The 17,633-nt window shown below is 41.1% G+C and carries 15 protein-coding genes; 12 read left to right on the top strand and 3 right to left on the bottom strand.

Features of this window, described 5'->3' with window-relative positions:
* Positions 1-35 precede the first annotated feature (35 nt).
* From WG954_RS03285 to WG954_RS03230, 12 genes are all read left to right on the top strand, one after another.
* A complete protein-coding gene (locus WG954_RS03285; protein ID WP_340433651.1) occupies positions 36-509 on the top strand; it encodes an LSm family protein in 474 nt (157 codons plus the stop codon).
* A 49-nt stretch (positions 510-558) separates the two neighbouring features.
* Entirely contained in the window at positions 559-1,806 is a 1,248-nt protein-coding gene (gene nusA, locus WG954_RS03280) for a transcription termination factor NusA (protein ID WP_340433649.1), read from the top strand.
* A gap of 85 nt (positions 1,807-1,891) precedes the next feature.
* Entirely contained in the window at positions 1,892-4,780 is a 2,889-nt protein-coding gene (infB, locus tag WG954_RS03275; RefSeq protein ID WP_340433647.1) for a translation initiation factor IF-2, read from the top strand.
* Between the two features lie 92 nt (positions 4,781-4,872).
* Positions 4,873-6,228, top strand: a complete 1,356-nt coding sequence (locus WG954_RS03270; protein WP_340433645.1) for a peptidylprolyl isomerase — start codon at positions 4,873-4,875, stop codon at positions 6,226-6,228.
* 81 nt (positions 6,229-6,309) lie between these two features.
* Complete coding sequence (locus WG954_RS03265) at positions 6,310-6,768, top strand: MarR family winged helix-turn-helix transcriptional regulator (protein ID WP_340433643.1); 459 nt, start codon at positions 6,310-6,312, stop codon at positions 6,766-6,768.
* Positions 6,769-6,816: 48 nt separating this feature from the next.
* Positions 6,817-7,530, top strand: a complete 714-nt coding sequence (locus WG954_RS03260) for a pirin family protein (protein ID WP_340433641.1) — start codon at positions 6,817-6,819, stop codon at positions 7,528-7,530.
* Between the two features lie 48 nt (positions 7,531-7,578).
* A complete protein-coding gene (locus tag WG954_RS03255) occupies positions 7,579-8,100 on the top strand; it encodes a YceI family protein (protein WP_340433639.1) in 522 nt (173 codons plus the stop codon).
* Between the two features lie 42 nt (positions 8,101-8,142).
* Positions 8,143-9,003: a pirin family protein gene (locus tag WG954_RS03250; protein ID WP_340433637.1), complete on the top strand. Its 861-nt coding sequence runs from the start codon at positions 8,143-8,145 to the stop codon at positions 9,001-9,003.
* 5 nt (positions 9,004-9,008) lie between these two features.
* Positions 9,009-9,389 carry an OsmC family protein gene (locus tag WG954_RS03245; protein ID WP_340433635.1) on the top strand — a complete coding sequence of 127 codons (381 nt, stop codon included), beginning with the start codon at positions 9,009-9,011 and terminating at the stop codon, positions 9,387-9,389.
* A 107-nt stretch (positions 9,390-9,496) separates the two neighbouring features.
* Complete coding sequence (locus tag WG954_RS03240; RefSeq protein WP_340433633.1) at positions 9,497-10,054, top strand: NADPH-dependent FMN reductase; 558 nt, start codon at positions 9,497-9,499, stop codon at positions 10,052-10,054.
* A gap of 80 nt (positions 10,055-10,134) precedes the next feature.
* Positions 10,135-11,982 carry an amidophosphoribosyltransferase gene (locus WG954_RS03235; protein ID WP_340433631.1) on the top strand — a complete coding sequence of 616 codons (1,848 nt, stop codon included), beginning with the start codon at positions 10,135-10,137 and terminating at the stop codon, positions 11,980-11,982.
* 154 nt (positions 11,983-12,136) lie between these two features.
* The gene (locus WG954_RS03230; protein WP_340433629.1) at positions 12,137-12,631 is read left to right on the top strand and encodes a SixA phosphatase family protein; all 495 of its coding nucleotides are present in this window, start codon (positions 12,137-12,139) and stop codon (positions 12,629-12,631) included.
* Between the two features lie 3 nt (positions 12,632-12,634).
* Here the strand turns inward: WG954_RS03230 and WG954_RS03225 are convergent, their stop codons facing one another.
* The 3 genes from WG954_RS03225 to WG954_RS03215 all read right to left on the bottom strand — a co-directional run bounded on the left by WG954_RS03225 (position 12,635) and on the right by WG954_RS03215 (position 17,518).
* Positions 12,635-13,033: a hypothetical protein gene (locus WG954_RS03225; protein ID WP_340433627.1), complete on the bottom strand. Its 399-nt coding sequence runs from the start codon at positions 13,031-13,033 to the stop codon at positions 12,635-12,637.
* 124 nt (positions 13,034-13,157) lie between these two features.
* Complete coding sequence (locus WG954_RS03220) at positions 13,158-14,462, bottom strand: amidohydrolase family protein (RefSeq protein WP_340433624.1); 1,305 nt, start codon at positions 14,460-14,462, stop codon at positions 13,158-13,160.
* An 11-nt stretch (positions 14,463-14,473) separates the two neighbouring features.
* Complete coding sequence (locus tag WG954_RS03215; RefSeq protein WP_340433621.1) at positions 14,474-17,518, bottom strand: amidohydrolase family protein; 3,045 nt, start codon at positions 17,516-17,518, stop codon at positions 14,474-14,476.
* Positions 17,519-17,633: the final 115 nt, after the last annotated feature.

Raw genomic sequence — 17,633 nt, 5'->3', positions numbered from 1 at the left:
GGAACGGAAAACGTTCCCTTCTTTATTTTCCTTACATGAACTTAGAACAAAAGACAGAAAGCATCAGGCAAATGATGGAGGAAGTGATCAGCACCGATCCTGATTGTTTCCTGGTAGATATAAAAATGGTACCGGGTAATAATATCCAGGTATTTGTAGATGCCGATGCCGGATTGCCTATCAGCCGCTGCATCCAGTATAACCGGGCTCTTTACAAGAAGATTGAAGAGGCTGCTCTTTTTAATGATGGTGATTTTGCACTCGAAGTTTCATCACCCGGTCTAGAAGAACCATTGAAACTGCATCGTCAGTACCTCAAAAACATCGGCCGGCAAGTGGAAATAATTATGAAAGATGGCCGCAAACTTGAAGGCAAATTACTGGCAGCAGGTGAACTGGAAGTAACGCTGGAGGAAACAAAAGGAAAAGGTAAGAAACAGGAAGTGATACAACACAACCTGGTTTATGCAGATATTAAATCAACTAAAATTCAAATTGTATTTAACTGATTACGGTTGCTGACAGTGAAAACAACCGGACTATTTAAAAAAAAGTGTTATGGCAAGTATCAATCTTATTGAGAGTTTCCAGGAGTTTAAGGATGCGGAAAATATCGACCGCCCCACGATGATGAAAGTGCTGGAAGATGTGTTTAAAACATTGCTTCGTAAGAAATATGGCAGTGACGATAACTTTGATGTGATCGTAAATACGGAGAAGGGTGATCTTGAGATCATGCGTCGTCGTACCATAGTAGAAGATGGACAAGTGGAAGATCCGTTAGCGCAGATTGCCTATACAGATGCTGTTAAGCTCGAGCCTGATTATGAAGTGGGTGAAGAGTTATATGAAGATGTAGATATTCATGATTTCGGCCGTCGTGCAATCCTTGCGGCAAAGCAAACACTGGCAAGCCGTATTGGCGACCTCAAGAAGAATGTGTTAGTGAAAAAATATTCCGATCGTATTGGTGAAATTCTGAGTGCAGAAGTTTACCAGGTGTGGAAGAAGGAAGTTTTATTGCTCGATGAAGAGGGAAACGAATTATTGTTACCAAAAAGTGAGCAGATACCACAGGATTATTTCAAAAAAGGTGAGAACATTCGTGCAGTGATCAAGAAAGTGGAACTGAAAAATAATGCACCTGTGATCATTTTATCGAGAACAAGTCCATTGTTCCTTGCTAAATTGCTCGAAATTGAAGTGCCGGAGATCTTTGATGGTTTGATCGTTATCAGAAAAATTGTGCGTGAACCGGGAGAAAGAGCGAAAGTTGCAGTTGAAAGCTTCGATGATCGTATTGATCCGGTGGGTGCCTGTGTTGGTATGAAGGGTAGCCGTATCCATGGTATTGTTCGTGAACTGAAAAATGAAAATATTGATGTGATCAATTACACAGCGAACATCAACCTGCTTATTCAACGTTCATTGACACCTGCCAAGATCACCAGCATGGATATTGACCAGGATAGAAAACATGCAGAAGTTTATCTGAAACCCGACCAGGTTTCATTAGCCATTGGTAAGCGTGGTGTAAACATTAAACTCGCCTGTGAATTAACTGGTTTCGAAATTGATGTTTACCGTGATACGGAAGAAGAAGTAAATGAATTTGATATTGATCTGGATGAATTTACAGATGAGATCGAAGGGTGGGTGATTGATGAGTTGAAGCGTATTGGTTGCGATACTGCACGCAGTGTATTGGAATTAACAGCAGAAGAATTAGAGCGCCGTACAGATTTGGAGAAAGAAACCATTGCAGAAGTACGCCGTGTATTGAAAGAAGAGTTTGAAAAAGAGTAACTGTAAAAAGTTATTTAGATAAGATTTATATAAACAATTAAACAAGATATTCCCTCGTACTGAGGTATGGCAAGGGAAGTTCATTATGTCAGAAAGTAATACACCACGTTTAATGGCCGCAGCCAAGGAGTTCAATATCGGTAAGGACACCCTTATTGATTTTTTGGCCAACAAAGGCTTCAATAAAGACGATCTTAAGCCCACTGCAAAGCTTACGGAAGGAATGTACCGTGCGTTGCAGGCAGAATTCTCATCTGATAAACTGGCGAAAGCAAAAAGTGATCAGATCGAAATTCCGAAGGGCGGTATGTCTGATTTGAAGAAGAAAAAAGAAGAAGAGGACATTTCGATCAGGAAGGAAGTAAAGAAGGTTGTAAAAGAAGAGCCAAAGGTGGAAGAAGTAAAACCGGTTGAGCCGCCGGTAGTGGTAGAACAACCTCAAGTGGTAGTGGTGGCAGAAGTACCAAAAGTTGAAGAGGTAGTAGTTCAACCACAACCAGAGCCAGAAGTAACAAAGGTGGAAGCTCCGGAAGTGGAAGGTCCAAAGATCATAACCAAGATCGATCTTGATAAAATCGATTCATCTACTAGACCTAAGAAGATCGAAAAGAAAAAGAAAGAAGAACCAAAAGAAGAAGTGGTTGTTCCTGAAGTAAAAGAAGAAGTTGTGGCACCGGTAGCAGTTACAGAAGAACCTGTTGCAGAAGAAGATGAAGAAGTAGTAATTGAAAACATTAAAGCCGACAAACTGGAGGGACCTAAGATCCTCGGTAAAATTGAACTTCCTGTTAATTCCGATACAAGACCTAAGCCTGTTATTACAGATAAGGATAAAGAAAAGCGTAAACGCAAACGTATCCCTATCGATAAGAAAGGCAGTCAACCTCCGCAAGGTGGTGGTCAGCAACAAGGTCAGGGTGGCCAGCAAGGGGGTGGCTTCCAAAACAGAGGTGGCCAGCAACAAGGTGGTGGTCAGCGTAGAGATGGCGGATCGAGGATCGGACCTCCTCAAAGAGCAGGTAACCGTCCGGCGATCACCCGTCGTGAAGACAAAGTGATCGATGCAAAAGAGATCCAGGAAAAACTTCGTGAAACACAAGCCAAACTTTCAGGCCAGGGTGGTCGTGGTAAGAGCTTAAAGGCTAAATACCGCAAACTCAAGCGTGATGAAATGGCTGATAATATGCCGGAGGGTGGCGAAGACAACAAGCTGCAGGTAACAGAATTCATCAGTGCTGCTGAATTGGCAAGTTTGATGGATGTATCAGCAACTGATGTTGTGGCAAAATGTTTTAGTTTGGGTATGATGGTTTCAATCAACCAGCGTCTTGATGCGGAATTGATTGAATTGGTGGCTGGTGAATTCGGCTTTGAAGTTGAGTTCATTGATATGGAGAAGCAGGCAGAAATGGAGGAAGAAGATGATGAAGATGATGTTGACAGCCTGAAGCCACGTGCACCGATTGTTACCATTATGGGTCACGTTGATCATGGTAAAACATCATTGCTCGATTATATCCGAAATGCAAATGTAGTATCTGGCGAGGCGGGAGGTATTACCCAACACATTGGTGCGTATGAAGTAACCAATGCTGCAGGTAAAAAGATCACCTTCCTCGATACACCGGGTCACGAAGCGTTTACGGCTATGCGTGCCCGTGGTGCCAAGGTTACGGATGTTGCCGTGATTGTTGTAGCAGCAGATGATGCCGTAATGCCGCAAACAAAAGAGGCCATCAGCCATGCGCAGGCAGCTGGTGTACCAATGATCTTTGCAGTAAACAAGATCGATAAAGACGGAGCTAATCCGCAAAAGATATACGAACAGTTATCACAAATGAATATTCTTGTTGAAGAGTGGGGCGGTAAATTCCAAAGCCAGGAACTCTCTGCCAAGAAAGGATTGAATGTAGATAAGCTCCTTGAAAAAATATTGCTGGAAGCTGAATTGCTTGATCTGAAAGCCAATCCTGATAAGGAAGGTACCGGATCAATCATTGAAGCATCGTTGGATAAAGGACGTGGTTATGTTGCAACAATTCTGGTTCAGAACGGAACACTTAAACAAGGTGATCTGATCGTTTCCGGACAATACTACGGACGTATCAAAGCCATGTTCAACGAACGAAACCAGCGTATTGAAAAAGCAGGTCCCTCAACACCGGTTCAGATACTTGGTTTAAATGGTGCACCACAGGCGGGTGAGAAATTTAAAGTGTATGAAGACGAAGCTGAAGCAAAAGAAATTGCCGGCCGTCGTGCACAGATCCTGCGTGAACAAGGTATCAGAACCAAGAAACATATTACGCTCGATGAGATCGGTCGCCGTTTGGCATTGGGTAACTTTAAAGAACTTAACCTCATCATCAAAGGTGACGTGGATGGTTCAGTAGAAGCCTTAACCGATTCATTGCAGAAATTGTCAACAGAAGAAATTGCAGTGAATGTGGTCCACAAAGCAGTTGGTCAAATCTCTGAAGCTGACGTAACATTGGCAAGTGCATCTGATGCGATCCTGATTGGCTTTAACGTTCGTCCATCATTGCAGGCATCACGTCTGGCTGAGCAGGAAGGTGTAGAGATCAAGAACTACTCCATCATCTATAATGCTATCGAAGAAGTGAAGAGTGCGATGGAAGGCTTGCTGGAACCGAAGATCACAGAAAAAGAAGTTGCTACAGTTGAAATACGTGAAGTGTACAAGTTTGATAAGGCAACTGTTGCAGGTTGTTATGTGCTCGAAGGAAAAATGAAACGTGATGCGAAGATCCGTTTGTTCCGTGATGGTGTATTGGTATACCCACGTACAGAAGGTGGTTTTGCAGAACTGGGTAGCTTGAAACGTTTCAAAGACGATGCGAAAGAAGTAGCATCGAATATGGAATGTGGTTTAACGATCAAAAATTTCGCAGATCTGAACGTAGGCGATACCATTGTTGCCTTTGAAGAAGAAGAAGTGAAACGAACATTATAAGCTGCAAAGCATAGAAACAGAATGTTAAAACAAAGATGGCCGTGCTGGAAAGACGGCCATCTCTATTACTTTTGACGCTCATCATATTTAGAATGAAAAAAATATTTACTGTTATTGCGTTATTAGCTGTGTTGTTTGTGCAGGCACAAACAAAGAAAATTGTAGCTGATAAAATCATTGGTGTTGTTGGGGATCGTATTATGTTGAAGTCGGATATCGACAACCAGATCAACGATGCGAAGAGCAAAGATTATGACCTACCTCCTGATGCATCATGTTATTTGATGCAACAGCTCATCATTAATAAAATGCTGGCAATCCAGGCTGAAAAGGATTCACTTCCTGTGAGTGATGAAGAGATAGAGGCAGATGTTGACAATCGTATCCGCTATTTTATTCAGCAATATGGTTCAAAAGAAGTGATCGAACAGATCACCGGTAAAACCATTTACCAGTTCCGTGAAGAAATGCGTGAACCCATCAAGGAAAGCAAACTGGCTACAGCTATGCGTGGTAAGATCGTTGAAAATGTAAAGATCACTCCAACAGAAGTAAGAGCATTCTTCAATAAGATACCAAAAGACAGTCTTGCATTTTACGAAACAGAATTAGAGATCGGTGAAATCGTGGTATATCCAAAAGCCGGTCGTGAAATGGAAGAGTATGCACAGGAAGAATTAAAAGAATTCAAGCGCCAGGTTGAAAGTGGTTCAAAGAAAATGGAATTCCTTGCTTCTCAATACAGTGAAGATCCTGCAGCAAAAGAAAATGCCGGGTTGTATGTGTTGAATAGAAACGATAATCAATGGGACCCAACTTTCTTTAATACGGCTATGAGTTTAAAAGAAGGACAGGTTTCAAGAGTCATTAAATCAAAATTCGGTTACCACATCATTCAATGCTTATCAAAAAATGGTGAAGAAGTAACTGTAAGACATATTCTGAAAATACCACGCATTAATGAGCCTGATATTAAAGATGCCATCAATAAGCTTGATACAGTTCGTTCTAAATTAATTGCCGGAACCTTGAAGTTTGGTGAAGCGGTTAGCAAGTATTCTGATGAAGAAAATTCAAAATTTACGGCTGGTATGATGCGTGGAAAAGATGGTACATCAATTATTTACATTGATGACCTCGATAAAGAAATGGTGCCTTTACTGGAAAAATTAAAACCAGGTGAATTTGCACAACCAACAGCTTTCACTGATCCACAAGGTAAGAAAGGTGTTCGTTTGATCTACCTGGTTAGCCGTACAGCTCCGCATAGAGAGAATATAGAAAATGATTACAGCAAAATTGCTGGTCGTGCATTAGAAGAAAAGAAAGAAAAAGAACTGCAAAAGTGGTTCATTAAGAATTCGAACACATTTTATGTGCAGATCGAGGACGAATACAAGGATTGTGCACCCATAAAAGCCATTCTCGGGAGCACTGTAAAAAACTAAAGAAATTGTGAAAAAAGGCAATTGAAAAAATCGATTGCCTTTTTGTTTTGAAAATTGCATGTACGTACATATATTTGCATAGTGAAATTAGAACAAGCCATACAAAGTGTGAATTTTAAAGACGAAACCCACAAGGCAGGCCTAAATATCCTGTACACTGCCTGGTGGTTAAAGACATTGATGAGCAGGGAATTAAAAAATTTTGGCTTAACACATGAACAGTACAATGTACTCCGCATCTTAAAAGGAAAGGCGCCCGATGACATGTGCGTGAAGGATATAGCGGGCCGGATGATCGAAAAAAGCTCGAATGTACCAAGGATTATTGATCGTTTGGTGCTGAAGAAACTGGTGAAGCGAACCACTGATTTGAACGATAAACGTCATACGGTGATGTCACTCACTGGAGCAGGTCTTAACATTTTGGAGTTGAGTACACAACGCATCAACAACCTGTTTGAAGAAATGATTCAAATGAATGAAGCTTCAGCCGCAAAGTTGAATGATCTGCTTGAGCAGATCAGAGCAAAAGAAAGTTGATTTTTTTTTAAACAAATACATGTATGTACATGTAATAAAGGAATAGTTATGAAAGCAGTATTACATAAATCAGCAACAAGAGGCCACGCCAACCATGGCTGGCTCAACAGTTACCATAGTTTCAGCTTTGCCGGTTATTATAACCCGGAGCGGATTCATTTTGGTGCACTACGTGTATTGAACGATGATTCAGTAGCGGCAGGCATGGGCTTTGGAACACACCCACACGATAACATGGAAATTATTTCCATTCCATTGAGTGGAGATCTGAAACATAAGGACAGTATGGGTAATGAAGCCATCATTAAGCAAGGCGATATCCAGGTGATGAGCGCAGGCACTGGTATTTCACATAGTGAAATGAATGCCAACAACGATACCGACGTAAAGTTCTTACAGATATGGGTATTCCCAAATAAGAAAAATGTGCAGCCCCGTTACGGACAGATCACATTGGATGAAAGTAAAATGAAGAATAATCTGTTACAGGTGCTAAGTCCTAATGCGGATGATGAAGGCGTATGGATTCATCAAGATGCATGGTTCAGCCTTGGTAATCTTGATAAAGGAATTACCAAAGAGTATAAACTAAAAGGAATCAACAGCGGGGTATATGCGTTTGTATTGGAAGGGGATGTAACCATTAACGGAGAATCGCTCAACAAACGTGATGGTCTTGGTATCAGCGAAACAGATACACTCAATATTACAGCAGATTCTGATGCAAGATTATTGCTGATGGAAGTACCCATGCTCAACTAAAAGTTTAAATCAACAATTTATAAAAACAAAAATCTAAACACAAACAAAATGGCAACGTACAAAATTGATGCATCGCACAGCGACATTATCTTCAAAGTAAAACACCTTATGATCACAACAGTAACAGGACAATTTAAATCGTTTGATGCAACCTTAACCGGTGAAGCGGATGATTTCAGCGATGCGGTTGTAACTTTTACTGCAGATGTCAACAGTGTTGATACCCGTAGCGAACAACGTGATGCACACTTAAAAAGCGAAGATTTCTTTGCTGCTGATAAATACCCACAATTGAAATTTGTTTCTACCTCAGTTAATAAAACAGATGATGGTTTGGTATTGAAAGGCGACTTAACAATACGTGATGTAACAAAATCAATTGAACTGAAAGCTGATTACAATGGTGTTGTTGTAGACCCATGGGGACAAACAAAAGTTGGTTTTGAAGCAGAAGGGAAAATAAAACGTAAAGAATTTGGATTGGGTTGGGATGCCGTAACAGAAGCAGGTGGCATCGTGGTAAGTGATGATGTGAAACTTCAGTTTCATGTTCAGTTTGTAAAACAATAACGAAAACGGGATAACCCGGTTTTGAAAAGCAATCGAATAAAAATGAAACAGATCAAGTATACAAGGAAAGCGGCTCCCGCTCATATGGTTGGAGATGGTTTTAAGGTAAGAACATTTATTTCGTCGGCAATGTGGAAAGACATGAGCCCTTTCCTGATGCTTGATTACATTGAACCGACAAACTATTTGCCTACTGATCATCCTCGTGGTGTAGATGTACATCCGCACAAAGGTTTTGAAACCGTAAGTATTTTGTGGGATGGCGCATTGGCACACGAAGACAGCAGTGGTGGCAAAGGCAAATTGTTTGCAGGTGATGTGCAATGGATGACGGCAGGTGCCGGGATTCTGCATAAAGAATTTCATGAAGAAGAATTCAGTAAGAAAGGTGGCTTATTACATGGTGCCCAACTTTGGGTGAACTTGCCAGCAAAAGATAAATCAACTCCACCTGCTTATCAGGATATCCGTTCGAACAATATTCCTGAGATACAGATAGGAGATGATAAAGGAAAGATCCGCATCATTGCAGGTGAAATGAACGGCGTGAAAGGGCCAGCCAATACATTTACCCGCATTAATATTTTTGATGCACATGCAAAAGCAGATGCTTCATTCGATCTGAATGTGGTTGATGGTGATCATACAACGTTACTTGTATTGAAAGGAACTGTTCTCATCAATGATGATAAAACAGCACGTGAAGGCGACATGCTGATATTTGACAATAGCGGTGAGAAAATCCATATCCAAACAAATAATGTAACACACTTGTTATTGTTAAGTGGTGAACCAATTACCGAGCCTGTTGCAGCGTATGGACCCTTTGTGATGAACACACAACAGGAAATTATGGAAGCAATTGATGATTATAATGCCGGTAAATTTGGGAATCTTAATTAATACAAATGATCAACTCATTCATTGGCGCAGAAAAATATAAAGTAACACATAGCAATGGCCGTCATCAGTTTTATGCTGATGAACCGGTTGAAAAAGGAGGAATGGATACTGCGCCAACACCTGATGAGTTGTTAGAATCAGCATTGGCTAGTTGCACCTTGGTCACCTTGCGGATGTATACCGATCATAAGCAATGGAATGTTGGCTCAATTGATCTTTCAGTTTCGTTGAAACGTGAAGATGGCAAAACAATCATCACCCGGCAATTGAAATTTGAGCATCAACTTTCAGAGGTTCAAATACAACGATTGGTACAGGTAGCAAAAAATTGCCCTGTGTCAAAAACACTTTCTGCCGCATCAGAGTTGAACGTTGAGATCATCTGATCTATCAATAGAAAGACATTATGCCAGGATTAACGGGTATTTTTGTTCCGTTGGACTAAGAAAGAATCGGCGTTGGTCATTATCAATCACCAATCAATCATGAATAAATGAACATCGAAATAATATCTGGCAGTCCGAGAGAAAACAGCGTAACACATCGTGTTGCTTTGTTCCTCCAAAAACTGCTGACTGCAAGAACAGCACACACTGTAAACATAATTGATGCAAGAGAATGGGATCTCCCTTTGCTGCAAAATGTATTTGTTTCAGTTGATGCTACACCAGAGGAGTTTAAACCTTTAAGCAAACGAATGTTCGATGCGCATGCGTTTATTTTAGTGACCCCGGAATACAACGGTAGCTACACGCCAGTGATGAAAAATATATTGGATCATTATCCAAAGCAAAGTCACAAAGCATTTGGGATCGTTACTGCCAGCACGGGAATCATGGGCGGAATCCGTGCAACACAGCAAATGCAGTTGCTGATCAATGCTTTATTCGGTATTGCCAGCCCTCATATGTTGGTGGTTGGGAATGTAGATAAGAAATTCGACGAAGACGGAAACCTGCTTGATGAAGCTTATCAAAAAAGCATAGATGTATTTGTTCGGGAATTTTTATGGCTTGCACAGAGCCTTCATCCCGAATCAGTCCTTAATTAATGCAGTAATGTTGGCATTGATTCTTACCTTTGCGCCTTCATCGGCCGAGGGGGAACCAAGGTCGACTTCTCACAACAATCATGAGCGACGAAATAAAACACGAATGCGGCTTGGCCTTCATTCGTTTACGCAAACCCTTCTCTCATTACCAGAAACAATATGGCTCCGTGCTGTATGGCCTTAACAAGCTGTACCTGCTCATGGAAAAACAACACAACCGTGGACAGGATGGTGCCGGTATTGCAGCTGTTAAACTTGATGTAGAACCGGGTTATCCTTTTCTCCATCGTTTAAGAAGCAGCGCCAATCAGCCTATTGCCGATCTGTTCTTTAAAGTAGGACAGGAAGTGCAGGAGTTGGAAAAATATCAACCCGATATTAAACAGCATGCCGGGTTAATGAAAGGCCATCTTCCATTTCTTGGTGAGCAAATGTTGGGTCATCTTCGGTATGGTACCCAGGGTAAAAACAATGTTGAGTTTTGCCATCCTTTTATAAAGCGCAACACTCACCCTGCACGTAACCTGGCATTGGCCGGTAATTTCAATCTCGTAAATACAGATGAGTTATTTGGTTTGGTGAATATTGATCCGGGTGAGTTTCAACGCCAGAGTGATTTAGCTGCTATGATGGAAGTCGTTCATCATTTCTTAGTGAAAGAAGATGAGGTTAGTCCTAACAGTCCGTCGGTATTTAATGTGCTGAAAAAAGCAACACCTTTATTTGATGGTGGTTATACCATTGGTGGCATGACCGGTAATGGCGCAGGTTTTGTAATGCGTGATGCACATGGTATTCGTCCTGCGTATTATTATGTGGATGATGAAGTAATTGTTGCAGCAAGCGAACGTGCAGCCATCCGTACCACCTTCAATGTTGGCGAAAATGAAGTATTAGAACTGATGCCCGGGCAAGCACTTATTGTGGAGGCAAACGGGCAATATCATATTGAACAAATACTTGAACCAAAAGAACGCAGGGCTTGTTCATTTGAGCGTATTTATTTCAGCCGGGGTAGTGATGAAAAAATTTATCGTGAGCGTATCACCCTTGGTCATAAACTCAGCAAACGTATTCTTGAACATATTGATTATGATTTGAAGAATACGATCTTCTCATACATTCCGAATACAGCTGAAGTGGCATTTTATGGTTTGGTGAAAGGGATGGAAGAATATCTCAACCAGATCAAAGTACAACGTATCATGAGTTGGGGTAAAGATTTTGATGAAGAGAAGTTGAACGAGATGATCACACGTAAGATCAGGCAGGAAAAAATTGCGATCAAGGATGTGAAGCTGCGTACGTTTATTACGGAAGATAGCAGCCGTAACGAAATGGTACAACACGTATATGATATTACATACGGTACTGTTCAGAAGGGTGTTGATACGTTGGTGGTGATCGATGATTCAATTGTACGTGGTACAACATTAAAAGAAAGTATTGTGCGTATGTTGGGTCGTCTTGGTCCAAAAAAGATCATTGTTGTATCAAGTGCACCGCAGATCCGTTACCCCGATTGTTATGGTATTGATATGAGTAAGCTGGGTGATTTTGTGGCATTCCGTGCAGCAATGGAATTGTTGAAAGAAAGAGGAATGACTGACCTGATCGATGAAGTGCATACCACCATCAAAGAGTTACAACGCAACAATCAATTGCATACTGAGAATGTTGTTCGCCGATTATATAAGCCATTTACAACAGAAGAGATCAGCGATAAAATTGCACAGCTCATCACACCGGCAGGATTTACTATTCCTGTACAGGTGATCTATCAGAATATTGAGGATCTGCACGCCAGCTGCCCTACCAACACAGGAGATTGGTATTTCACCGGTAACTATCCAACCCCTGGAGGTAACAGGGTATGTAACAAAGCGTTACTCAATTATCTTGATGGGAAAAATGTGCGTGGATATTAAAAAAGAAGAGTGAAACAACTCTTTGGCTGAATTTTTGTTATTAATTATTACCCGTCTTTAAAATCTTAAATCAAACCGGGAAAATACTTTTAAGAGAGCCATCTGAATATTCGGATGGTTTTTTTATTGCTGCTGATTGCTTATTTTCATTATTATGAAATCGCTTTTCCTCATACGCCATGCAAAAAGCAGTTGGGATAACCCCACACAAAACGATTTCGACCGGCCATTAAATGCGAGAGGATTAAAAGATGCACCTGTGATGGCGAAACGCCTGCTAGACCGAAAGATAAAGATTGATGCATTCATTAGCAGCCCTGCAATACGGGCAAAGCAAACCTGTTCTCTTTTCATGAAAACGTTCAAGGTCGATGAAGCAGCTATGCATCTTCAATCACAACTATACCTGGCAGCACCTGATGTGTTTATGCAGACGATAATAAACATACCTGCAGCAATTTCAACGGCTGCTATTTTCTCACATAACGAAGGCATTACAGAATTTGCCAACACACTCACAAGTACCAGCATTGATAATATGCCTACCTCTTCTGTTTTTGCAGTGAAGGCAGAAATTGATAACTGGAAAGATTTTGCAAAAGCAAAAAAGGAATTCTGGTTTTTTGATTATCCAAAATTGCAGCCCTGATCACTATAATTTTCTAAACTGTAATTCTTGGGTGGGATTATTCCTGTCGTTATGAAACAACACGCCGGTTGGATTGATCAATTCATTGTGCCAGAGTTTGCTGATATATTCCAACTCAAGTTCAGTAGACGAAATATCTAACTCAAACGTATCGCCCTGTGGATTTTCATTCCATGTACCGGTGTAAGTGGTTGCACCATCCGTTACCTGCATTGTTTTATCAGCATTGAACGTAAATTTCCAACCGTTATAGAGATAGGTGATATTATTGCCATTGTCTCTCAAAAGTGAGATGCGCCAGCTGCCTTGCGTAAGAATATTTTGCAGGGGCGGAGTATCCTGCGGTTTACGACACGAAAAAAGAGCCGTTAAGATGAACAAATAAAATACATGCTTCTTCATAGTTTGTGTGGTTAGTTGATTTGGTACTGTGAAGGTATAAACGTTTTTTAAGTGTTTATATGTACGTAAGAAAAAAGGTTGCCGATTTTGGCAACCTTTTTTTATGAATATCAGGGGAAACGGTTTATTTAATGCCGTATTTGTACTTATACCGCTCGTTCAGCTGTTTGTGCTTGTCATCAAGACTTACCTGTCGACCTTGGACGAAAGCATGGGTGATAATGCTCGATTTCATATCAAGAATATCTCCCTCACTCACTACAATATTGGCATCTTTTCCTACTTCTAGGGAGCCGGTTACTTTGTCGATGCCCAAAATTTTGGCTGCATTGAGTGTTATTGAACTTAATGCCTGCTCTTTCGTAATGCCATAACCTGCTGCTGTGCCTGCATTGAAAGGAAGATTGCGCCCACGGGTTGAACCATCTGTATCATTGATGGCAAACAAAACACCCGCATCTTGTAAATAGGTAGCTGATTTGTAAGGAAGATCAACATCATCATCTGGTGAAGTTGGTAATGCATGGCGCTCAGCAAGGATCACTGCAATATTGTTCTGTTTCAGCAGATCAGCAATTTGCCAGCTTTCGCTGCCACCAACGATCACTACATCAAAACCAAACTCTTTTGCAAAGTCAATTGCAACCAGCATTTCTTTTACGATATCGCAATGCACAAACAGCTTCTGCTTTTTCTCAAACAAAGCTTTTGTTGCTTCAAACTTTAAATTGGTTTTTGCATGTGTTGCTTCTTTGTGATAAGCCTTTGCTTCACGAAAAAATCCTTTGATTTCTTCTACACGAGCCAATGCTTCTTTCACCTGATCAGCTGTGCTTCTTGTGTCAGTTTGGCCTAAGAATGCTGCAAAACGACTTGGACGTGGTAATAAACTAGGCATGTTCAAGTGCATTTGTCCATCGGCTTTGTAAGTAGCATCTTCCCAATTCCATGCATCTAACTGCACAACTGTTGAAGTGCCACTGATGGTGCCGCCTTGTGGTACAACATTCGCAAATAAAATACCATTGCTGCGAAGTGTGGCAATCACTTTTGAATCGGTATTATAAGCAACAATAGAACGGATATTTGAGTTATATAAACCAAACTCCGTGTGATCGATGGTTGCTCTCACACTGCTTATTTCTGCTAAACCTAATTGTGAAGAAGATAAAATAAGACCGGGATAAATATGTTTGCCTTTTGCATCGATCACTTTACCCGTTGCTGCTGCTGACTGGCCAACAGACTTGATCTTTCCGTTTTCAAATGTGATTGACCCATTCGTAATCACCGTTCCGTTACCAACATGAATAGTGGCATTAGTAATGGTGATCGTTTCTGTTTGAGCTTTTGCCGGGTAAACAGTTTCCTGCGCAAATGCAAGAATGCCTACGAGCAAAAGTTGTATACTGAATATTAATTTCTTCATTGTCGTAAATTTTATTGGTTGATGTTTTGATCTACATCATCTGCATCAATTACAAGTAAACCATGATTGTGATAATGATCAGTGCATGTATGCATAATTTCCATACTTGGTGCAAAAGGCACGGTTGGACCACCTGTTCTTTTTTCGCCGATCATTTTTGCCATCAGCCTTGCACGTTCTTTGGCAATATCCAAACGGAGCTGTTTGTCTTTTTCACGATCGTAGTAAACAATACCATCTACAATTGTTTTTTCAGCTTTTGCATAAATGCTTAAAGGATGATCACTCCATACTACAACATCAGCATCTTTACCCACTTTAATGCTGCCCACTTTATCATCAACATGCAACATCTTAGCCGGGTTAAGCGTAACCATCTTCAACGCATCTTCTTCACTCATGCCGCCATACTTAACACTTTTTGCTGCCTCATGATTTAAGTGGCGGGCCATTTCTGCATCATCAGAATTAATTGCAACATTTACACCCACTTTTTGCATGATGGTTGCGTTCTGCGGAATTGCATCCAATACTTCCATTTTGTAATTCCACCAATCGCTGAAGGTAGATGCAGCAGCACCATGTTCTTTCATTTTATCGGCTACTTTATAACCTTCAAGAATATGTGTGAACGTGTTGAGTGTAAAGCCAAAACGGTCAGCTACACGAATCATATCTGTGATCTCACTTTGCACATAAGAGTGACAAGTGATGAAACGTTTTTTATTCATGATCTCAACCAATGCATCCAGTTCAAGATCACGACGTGGCGTAATTGCTTTTACATTTTTCTTTTTCTCTTCATCATACTTTTTCCAACCAGCTTCGTAATCTTTTGCACGTGTAAATGCATCGATCAACACCTGGCTTACACCCATACGTGTATCAGGGAAGCGATTGTTCTGTTGTGAACTTGAACGTTTTACGTTTTCACCCAACGCAAACTTGATAAAGCCGGGCCAGTTCTGGAATTTCAAACCTTCATCATTTGCACCCCAACGGAGTTTAATGAGTTGTGTTTGTCCACCAATGGTATTAGCTGAACCATGCAAAATGTGTGATGATGTAACACCACCACTCAACTGGCGATAGATATTGATATCTTCAGGATTAAGGTTATCAGTAATACGCACTTCAGATGTTACACTTTGTCCGCCTTCATTAATAGAAGAAGCTGCAATATGCGAGTGTTCATCAATAATACCGGCAGTTACATGTTTACCTGTACCATCTATTACTTTAGCACCTGCATCGCTCAGATTTTTACCAACGGCTGCAATTTTTCCGTTCTTAATTAATACGTCTGCATTTTGTAAAACCCCTTCTTTCTCATTGGTCCATACAGTTGCATTTTTAATTAAGATAGTTTCCTGCTTTGGCATTTCTGTAAAACCATAGCCATTGAAGGGGTAGGGAACAGCACCAAGTTTAGGTGCCATTTTCGGGCGTGTAGTATCAGCCTTTACAGTTGTTTCCTTGCTGTATGCGGCAGTCCATGTAAAACGGTTGCCATTTGCATCATCGCCAACACCACTCCAGAGATTATCATTAGCAATACCGCTTAAACGAATGTTGTTACGACTGCCCTTTGCTTCAGGGAAATTCAGTTTTACCTGTTTGCCATCAAACGTAAAACGACCTGTGAGCGTGTCTTTTCCAATAACACTTGCAGTAGTGCTGTTCTTTACATCAAGTGTATAATTCTTCGCACCACCCGGAGTATTCACCGTTAAATTATAAACGCCCTTTACATCGTTCCATAATTCTTCTTTCACTGCATATTTTTCTCCCTGCACCCAGTTTTGATAGATCACTGTTTTTTCGGAGAAGATGGGGCCTGATGTAATCAGGAAGTTGGCGACTTTACCTGCATCAATACTTCCTACCATGTCATACACACCTAAAATAGTTGCGGGAATTTTTGTTAACGCTTCTAATGCTTTTGCTTCGCTCAATCCATATTCCATTGCTTTGCGGAGATTGGTGAGAAACTGGCGTGCATCACGCAAATCAGATGTAGTTAAACAGAAATTAATACCTGCTTTCTCAAACATTGCTGCGTTGGCAGGAGCCATTTCCCAGTGCTTCATATCACTTAATGAAACGAAACGTGCATCATGCGGATCTTCAATATCCATTGCTGCAGGATAATTAAGCGGAAGAATGAAGGTTGCTTTTGTACCAGCCATTTCGGTGATACGTTGGTATTCATTACCCCCTGCTTTTATGATATACTGCACACCAAACTCATCACCAATTTTATCGGCACGAACAACGGCCCATTTATCATTGGCTTCAAATATCTGGGGCAGGTTTTGATGTTCGTTCCAAAATCTCAGCGAAAGGTTCACACCTTCTGCAAGAGGATTGTTCTTATACCACTGCGCATCTAAATACGTTTGACGCAGAAGTGAAATAGACCCCATGATAGAAGCGGGATAAGATTGAGTGGATGTTCCTTTGCTGAATGAATAGTGAGCCGATGCTTTTTCTTTCAGGATGGCTTTGTTGTCTTTTGCATCAATCAAGGATACAAAAACACCAGTGCCTCTTGCAATACCATCACGCTGGTGAGCAAGCACAGATCCAAAGCCATTATCACGCAAAGCTTTACCTTTTACGTTATCGGCTGTGAAAATGCGAACGCCCTGCACATCCGTGCGGATTGCCTGGTTCCAGCCATAAGCTCCTTTTTGGTTTGATGTGAGCTGGGCAGGAGCATTGAAGTTAAAACCGCCTTGAGTACGTTGCGGTGTTGGCATACCATAATCGGCATACACATCAATAAATGAAGGGTAAATGTATTTCCCTTTACAATCGATCACCACGGCATCGGCAGGCACGCTTACATTAGTGCCAACGGAAACAATACGTCCGTCTTTGATCACTAAAGTGGCATTGCTGATGGTGGTGGCCGCATCTTTTACTATGGTTGCATTGGTAAATACATAAAGGCCGCTGCGGGGATCGGCTACGCCGTTTACAGGAAAGGTTTCCTGCGCCCTGGCTACTGCGGTAAACAGTAACAGCCAGGCGAAAAGGACTGATCTTCTCATGCTGTAGTTGATTTATTTTGAATGAAGGGCTTAAGGTAAGGGAAAATACAAATTGAGGTTGTAAGATTGTATGAATGGAAACATAGCTTTTTTTGTGTTGCCTAAGGTTTTGCAC

This window comes from Lacibacter sp. H375, from assembly GCF_037892425.1.
In the GTDB taxonomy this organism is placed as follows: Bacteria; Bacteroidota; Bacteroidia; order Chitinophagales; family Chitinophagaceae; genus Lacibacter.
The sequence above is the reverse complement of the archived record's forward strand: the minus strand, read 5'-3'. Positions and strand labels throughout refer to the sequence as shown.

Bases quoted from the DNA above. Each gene is read 5' to 3' on its own strand.
- WG954_RS03260 (WP_340433641.1), top strand. From the start codon at position 6,817: ATGAAAGCAGTATTACATAAATCAGCAACAAGAGGCCACGCCAACCAT.
- infB (WP_340433647.1), top strand. From the start codon at position 1,892: ATGTCAGAAAGTAATACACCACGTTTAATGGCCGCAGCCAAGGAGTTC.
- WG954_RS03285 (WP_340433651.1), top strand. From the start codon at position 36: ATGAACTTAGAACAAAAGACAGAAAGCATCAGGCAAATGATGGAGGAA.
- WG954_RS03240 (WP_340433633.1), top strand. From the start codon at position 9,497: ATGAACATCGAAATAATATCTGGCAGTCCGAGAGAAAACAGCGTAACA.
- WG954_RS03235 (WP_340433631.1), top strand. From the start codon at position 10,135: ATGAGCGACGAAATAAAACACGAATGCGGCTTGGCCTTCATTCGTTTA.
- WG954_RS03245 (WP_340433635.1), top strand. From the start codon at position 9,009: ATGATCAACTCATTCATTGGCGCAGAAAAATATAAAGTAACACATAGC.
- WG954_RS03270 (WP_340433645.1), top strand. From the start codon at position 4,873: ATGAAAAAAATATTTACTGTTATTGCGTTATTAGCTGTGTTGTTTGTG.
- WG954_RS03220 (WP_340433624.1), bottom strand. From the start codon at position 14,462: ATGAAGAAATTAATATTCAGTATACAACTTTTGCTCGTAGGCATTCTT.
- WG954_RS03215 (WP_340433621.1), bottom strand. From the start codon at position 17,518: ATGAGAAGATCAGTCCTTTTCGCCTGGCTGTTACTGTTTACCGCAGTA.
- nusA (WP_340433649.1), top strand. From the start codon at position 559: ATGGCAAGTATCAATCTTATTGAGAGTTTCCAGGAGTTTAAGGATGCG.
- WG954_RS03250 (WP_340433637.1), top strand. From the start codon at position 8,143: ATGAAACAGATCAAGTATACAAGGAAAGCGGCTCCCGCTCATATGGTT.
- WG954_RS03230 (WP_340433629.1), top strand. From the start codon at position 12,137: ATGAAATCGCTTTTCCTCATACGCCATGCAAAAAGCAGTTGGGATAAC.
- WG954_RS03225 (WP_340433627.1), bottom strand. From the start codon at position 13,033: ATGAAGAAGCATGTATTTTATTTGTTCATCTTAACGGCTCTTTTTTCG.
- WG954_RS03255 (WP_340433639.1), top strand. From the start codon at position 7,579: ATGGCAACGTACAAAATTGATGCATCGCACAGCGACATTATCTTCAAA.